General features: G+C 63.2%; 7 protein-coding genes. 6 read left to right on the top strand and 1 reads right to left on the bottom strand.

The genetic code is table 11. The features are described from left to right. The first annotated feature begins 189 nt into the window (after window positions 1-189). From ACLPJJ_RS03900 to hpnJ, 3 genes are read left to right on the top strand one after another with little or no spacing between them, the layout of a single operon-like run. Window positions 190-588, top strand: a complete 399-nt coding sequence (locus tag ACLPJJ_RS03900) for an ABC transporter substrate-binding protein (RefSeq protein ID WP_443589638.1) — start codon at window positions 190-192, stop codon at window positions 586-588. A gap of 30 nt (window positions 589-618) precedes the next feature. Further along, window positions 619-1,746 (top strand): bacteriohopanetetrol glucosamine biosynthesis glycosyltransferase HpnI, encoded by a 1,128-nt coding sequence (gene hpnI, locus ACLPJJ_RS03895; RefSeq protein WP_443589636.1) that lies wholly within the window; start codon window positions 619-621, stop codon window positions 1,744-1,746. Window positions 1,747-1,756: 10 nt separating this feature from the next. After that, the gene (gene hpnJ, locus ACLPJJ_RS03890) at window positions 1,757-3,196 is read left to right on the top strand and encodes a hopanoid biosynthesis associated radical SAM protein HpnJ (protein ID WP_443589634.1); all 1,440 of its coding nucleotides are present in this window, start codon (window positions 1,757-1,759) and stop codon (window positions 3,194-3,196) included. Window positions 3,197-3,257: 61 nt separating this feature from the next. Here the strand turns inward: hpnJ and ACLPJJ_RS03885 are convergent, their stop codons facing one another. Further along, window positions 3,258-3,677 carry a VOC family protein gene (locus ACLPJJ_RS03885; protein WP_443589632.1) on the bottom strand — a complete coding sequence of 140 codons (420 nt, stop codon included), beginning with the start codon at window positions 3,675-3,677 and terminating at the stop codon, window positions 3,258-3,260. 211 nt (window positions 3,678-3,888) lie between these two features. Here ACLPJJ_RS03885 and ACLPJJ_RS03880 point away from each other — a divergent pair, with 211 nt between their 5' ends. The 3 genes from ACLPJJ_RS03880 to ACLPJJ_RS03870 all read left to right on the top strand — a co-directional run. Continuing rightward, entirely contained in the window at window positions 3,889-4,767 is an 879-nt protein-coding gene (locus ACLPJJ_RS03880; RefSeq protein WP_443589630.1) for a class II glutamine amidotransferase, read from the top strand. Next, complete coding sequence (locus ACLPJJ_RS03875; RefSeq protein WP_443589628.1) at window positions 4,764-5,477, top strand: protein glxC; 714 nt, start codon at window positions 4,764-4,766, stop codon at window positions 5,475-5,477. Before ACLPJJ_RS03880 ends, ACLPJJ_RS03875 begins: the two co-directional genes overlap by 4 nt. Window position 5,478: 1 nt before the next feature. Beyond that, window positions 5,479-5,996: glutamate synthase-related protein (locus ACLPJJ_RS03870; RefSeq protein ID WP_443589626.1), on the top strand; the 518-nt coding region annotated here is incomplete at its 3' end.

Below are 5,996 nucleotides of genomic sequence, written 5' to 3'. Positions count from 1 at the left end.
GGGTCGGTTTCATGGATTCGCAGCAAGGGCGGATATCATTTCGAGTCGGCCCCCGCCACGGCGCTTGACGACGGCCTGCTCGCCAGCATGAAAGCGGGTTCCGCCGGCAAGGACTTCCAGGCGCGCTACGATGCGCTCGCCCCAGTCGTCCGGCAGAGCTACAACCTGCCGTAAGTCACCAAGAACTCGGTGGGCTTCCTGTGGTCCACTCTGCCGGCGGACCAGCAGCAGGAGCTGGCCCAGCTGTTCGAGCAGTTCACCATCTCCAGCTATGTCGCCGAGTTCAACGCCTATAGCGGGCAGAGCTTCAAGGTCCTGCCGGAAGAGAAGGCACTGGGCGCGAAGGAGATCGTCGAGACCCAGCTCATCCCCGGCGATGGCAGCGAGCCCGTCGAGCTGGACTACGTGATGGAGAACGGTGCCAATGGCTGGCAGATCACCGACGTGCTGCTGAACGGCACGATCAGCCAGGTGGCCGTGCATGCCTCCGATTTCGCCTCCCTGGTCACCTCCGGCGATGCTTCACCGCTGATCAAGGCGCTCAAGGACAAGATCGCCGCTCTGCAGAACCTCCCGGCGGCGCAGTAATGCCTCTCCCAGTCCAGCACTGGATCTAGCGTGAATATCCCGTCCGCTTTCACCAGTCTGTGCGCGCTTGCGGGCGTGGCGCAGCTGCTCCTCGGCATGCGGCTGATCGAGCGCCTTGTCGCCGCTCCGGCGCCGGTGCCGGCGGCGCGCCCGCCCGTCTCGGTGCTCAAGCCGCTATGCGGCGTGGACCCGCTGACCGAGCTGGCCCTGGAGTCCTTCTTCCTGGTTACCTACCCGGACTACCAGCTGGTGTTCGGCGTGCAGTGCGAGACGGACCCGGTGCTGGACGTGCTCGCCAGACTGCGTGCGCGCTACCCGGAGCGGGACGTGACGGTGGTGGTGGATGCCACGCTGCACGGCAGCAATCGCAAGATCTCAAATCTTATCAATATGTTGCCGGAGGCCAAGCACGAGCTGCTGGTGGTCTCCGATGCCGACATCCATGTGCCGGTGTATTTTCTTGACCGCGTGGTGGCGGCGATGGAGCAGCCCAATGTCGGGCTTGTCACCACGCTCTATACCGGTCTGCCCGGCGCGCCGGGGCTGCCAGCACTGCTCGGCGCCAGCCAGATCAACTACACTTTCCTGCCCGGCGCGCTGCTGGCGCGCCAGCTCGGCCGGCAGGATTGCCTGGGTGTGACCATGGCGCTGTCCAAGGCCGTGCTGGCGGAAATCGGCGGGTTGGAGGCTGTGGCCAATAATCTGGCGGACGACCAGGTGCTCGGCCGGCTGGTCCTGGCGCGCGGGTACGAACTCGCCTTGGCCCAGGTGGTCCCGGCCACCACAGTGCCGGAGGCGGATTTCGCGTCCCTGTTCCGGCACGAGCTGCGTTGGGCCCGCACCATCCGGGCGCTGGTGCCGGTGCCATATGCCGCCTCGGTCCTGCAATTCTCGCTGTTCTGGGCTGTGCTCACCGTGCTGTTCGCCGGTGGCGTCGTCTGGTCCTGGGGGCTGTTCCTGTTCGTTCTGGCCACCCGATACGCCGTCTCGCGCAAGATCGACGCGGAGCTTCGCCTGCCGAAAACCGGCGAGGCGTGGCTTTTGTTGTTGCGCGATTTCTGTTCCACCATCATTTATGTCGCGAGTTTCACCGGCAGCCAAGTTGATTGGCGCGGCCAGGTGATGCACGCCGACGCCGGTAAATTGCCGCACCGCTGAGAGAGAAGAGATGACGAAACTGAAAACCCTGTTCCTGCAACCTCCCTCCTTCGACGGTTTCGACGGTGGTGCCGGCTCGCGCTACCAGGCGCGGCGCGAGATCAAGTCCTTCTGGTTCCCCACCTGGCTGGCCCAGCCCGCGGCGCTGCTGCCCGATTCCACGCTGATCGACGCGCCGCCGGCCAAGCTGACCATGGCGGACGTGCTGCCGCACGCCAAGACGCACGGCCTGCTGATCATCCACACCTCCACGCCCTCCTTCGGCAATGACGTGAAGGTGGCGGAAGAGTTCAAGAAGCTGAACCCGAATCTGCTGATCGGCTTCATCGGCGCCAAGGTCGCCGTGCAGCCGGTTGAGTCGCTCGAGCGCGCCAAGGTGCTGGATTTTGTCTGCGGCAACGAGTTCGATTTCACCATCAAGGAAATCGCCGAGGGTGCCGCGCTGAAGGACGTGAAGGGCATCTGGTACCGCAACGAGGCGGGCGAGATCGTGAAGAACGAGGACCGCCCGCTGCTGATGAACATGGACGAGCTGCCCTTCGTCGTCGATGTGTACAAGAAGCATCTGCGCATCGAGGATTACTTCATCGGCTACCTCAAGCATCCGTACATCTCCATCTACACGGGCCGCGGCTGCAAGTCGCACTGCACCTTCTGTCTGTGGCCGCAGACGGTGGGCGGGCATAAATACCGCACCCGCTCGGTCGAGAACGTCATCGCCGAGATCAAGCGCGCGAAAGAGCTGTTCCCGCAGGTGCAGGAATTTATGTTCGACGACGACACCTTCACCGATGATCTGCCCCGCGCCGAGGCCATCGCCAAGGAGCTGGGCAAGCTCGGCGTCACCTGGTCCTGCAACGCCAAGGCCAACGTGCCCTACGAGACGCTGAAGGTGCTGAAGGCGAACGGGCTGCGCCTGCTGCTGGTGGGCTACGAGTCCGGCAACCAGCAGATTCTGCACAACATCAAGAAGGGCATGCGCATCGAGGTGGCGAAGAAATTCACCGCCGACTGCCACAAGCTGGGCATCATGATCCACGGCACCTTCATCGCCGGCCTGCCCGGCGAGACGAAGGAGACGCTGAAGGAGACGATCGCCTTCGCCAAGGAGATCAACCCGCACACCATCCAGGTATCGCTGGCTGCCCCGTACCCGGGCACCTTCCTGTACAACCAGGCGGTGAAGGAAGGCTGGCTCGACGTGGAGCACGCGGAACTGATCGACGAGCACGGCGTGCAGATCGCCCCGCTGCACTACCCGCATCTCTCCCACAAGGAGATCTTCGACTCCGTGGAGACGCTTTACCGCGAGTTCTATTTCCGTCCGAGCAAGATCCTCTCGATCCTCAACGAGATGATCCGCTCCCCGCAAATGCTGGTGCGCCGCCTGCGCGAGGGGTTGGAATTCCGCACCTTCCTCAAGGAACGCCAGGAAGCCAAGGCGGCCTGATTAAAAAAGCCCCGGTGAAAACCGGGGCTTTTTTTATTTCCGCCAAAGGCTCGGGGCGGCGCTAATAATTCGCCCAGACCCCCGGCGTCGCCAGTTCCACGGAATGGCCGTCCGGGTCGCGGATATAGAGGCTTTGGCCTCCCAGCCGCCACGTCACCCGGCTTTCAACCGGCACGCCTTGCGCGGCCAGATGCGCCTCCCACTCGGGCAGCGCCGCCCTGGGAATGGCGAAGCACAAATGCTGCCGCCCCTGGCCGCCATGCCCCGGTACATGTCCGCCCGGAATGTCGCTGCCGTCTTCCGATGCGCCGCGCAGAAAAAGGAGCAGCACGCCCTGCGTTGCCACGCGCAGGGCTATTATCCGATCGTCCTGGTACAGGGGCTCGAACCCGAACACACGCAGGTAAAACGCCTCGGCGCGCTCCAGATCCGCCACGTAGAGGGAGGTTTCCAGGATATGCGTGAGGAGGGGCGTGGCCACGGCCCGGTTCACGCCTTGAGCGTGGGCGCGGCAAAGCCGGTGCAAACGAGCATCTGCGTCTCCTTCAGGTCGTGCCGGATATCGGCCCAAAGACCGGTATTTCAAGCCGTGCCGCTGTACTTTCTTTTTAAGAATACTTTATTCTTCATGGTTGACGTTGTGGCGGGGCGCAGTTAACATCACCCCAGGTCTTATGGAGTTTGCACAGACAATGTGTGGCATTGCCGGATTATTCCTGAAAAACCCCGCCCTGGAGCCGGAACTTGGCCGCCTTACCGCTGGCATGCTCTCGGTGTTGACGGAGCGCGGCCCGGATTCAGCGGGTTTTGCAATCTACGGCGCGGGTATGCCGGGTCATCTCAAATTCACCCTGCGCGCGACCGCGGGTTTCGATTTTCTTGCCCTTCCGGCCAAGTTTGACCTGACTTGCACCGAGCATGACGACCACGCGGTCATCTCTTTCCCCGCCGAGCGGGAGGCCGAAATCCGCGCCGTGCTGGCCCGCCATCCGGAGATCTCCATCGTCTCCGTGGGTGAGCGCATGGAGCTGTTCAAGGGCGTCGGCCTGCCGGATGAGGTTTCCAAGCGCTTCGGGCTGCAGAAGATGTCCGGCAGCCATGCCATCGGCCATACCCGCATGGCCACCGAATCGGCCGTGACGACACAAGGCGCGCATCCGTTCTCCACCGGCACCGACCAGTGCCTGGTGCATAACGGCTCGCTTTCGAACCATAACGATGTCCGCCGCGTGCTGATGCGCGAAGGCATCAAGTTCGAGACGCAGAACGATACCGAAGTGGCGGCGGGATTCGTCGCCTACCAGCTGCGCGAGGGCAAGAAGCTCGACGAAGCGTTGCACGCGGCGCTGGAATCTCTTGATGGCTTCTACACCTTTGTCGTCGGCACGGAATCCGGCTTTGGCGTGCTGCGCGATCCGGTGGCATGCAAACCAGCCGTGATGGCGGAGACCGATGACTATGTGGCCTTCGGTTCGGAATACCGGGCGCTGGCCGATCTGCCGGGCATCGAGCACGCGCATATCTTCGAGCCCGAACCGGCGAAAGTCTATTTCTGGGAGCGCGCGGCATGAGTGCTGTACAAAAGACCTTGGAAAATACCGTTGTTTTCGATCTTTCCAGTTCCAACCTGCGGGATTTGAACGGCGTCCTGCAATCCCTGAACGCCGGTAGTAACCAGACCGTCTGGACGGTGCTCAATCCGCGCGGCGCGCATGCCATCGCCGTCGGCATCACCGCCCCGGTTTCTGTCACCATCGACGGCCATGCCGGTTATTACTGCGCCGGCATGAACGACGGCGCCGCCATCACCGTGAATGGCAGCGTCGGCACCGGCGTCGCCGAGAACATGATGTCCGGCCTCGTGCATGTGAAGGGCGATGCCAGCCAGTCCGCTGGCGCCACCGCGCATGGCGGTCTGTTGATCATCGACGGCAACGCCTCCGCCCGCTGCGGCATCTCCATGAAGGGCGTGGACATCGTGGTGAAGGGCAATGTCGGCCATATGAGCGCGTTCATGGCGCAGAGCGGCAATCTCGTGATCTGCGGCGATGCCGGCGAGGCGCTGGGCGACTCGCTCTACGAGGCGCGGCTCTTCGTGAAGGGCAATGTGGCGAGCCTGGGTGCCGATTGCGAGGTGAAGGAGATGACGCAGGAGGACAAGACCATCCTCGCGGGGTTGCTCGCCAAGGCTGGTGCCGATGCCAAGCCGGAAGAGTTTACCCGCTACGGCTCGGCCCGCAAACTGTATAACTTCCATGTCGACAATGCCGGGGCCTACTGAGATGAACGAAACGAACCTCCCGCATATCCCGCAGACCAAGCCACGTTATTCGGCGACTTTCGATCCGTACACCATCTCCGAGATAGAGCGCGCTGCCGCCACCGGCATCTACGACATTCGTGGTGGCGGCACCAAGCGCAAGCTGCCGCATTTCGATGACCTGGTGTTCCTTGGCGCGTCCGTCTCCCGCTACCCGCTGGAAGGCTACCGCGAGAAATGCGGCACGGATGTCGTGCTCGGCACCCGCTTCGCCAAGAAGCCGATCCACCTGAAAATTCCTGTGACGATCGCGGGCATGTCCTTCGGCGCGCTCTCGGGCAACGCCAAGGAGGCTCTGGGCCGCGGCGCCACGGCGGTTGGCACCTCCACCACCACGGGCGATGGTGGCATGACGCCGGAGGAACGCGGCCACAGCGAGACCTTGGTGTACCAGTATTTGCCGTCCCGCTACGGCATGAACCTCGCTGATCTGCGCAAGGCCGATGCTATCGAGGTGGTGATCGGCCAGGGCGCCAAGCC

Source organism: Acidocella sp., assembly GCF_052326845.1.
Classification (GTDB): Bacteria; Pseudomonadota; Alphaproteobacteria; order Acetobacterales; family Acetobacteraceae; genus Acidocella.
Note: the sequence above shows the minus strand (reverse complement) of the source record. Positions and strands in the feature narration are given on the sequence as shown.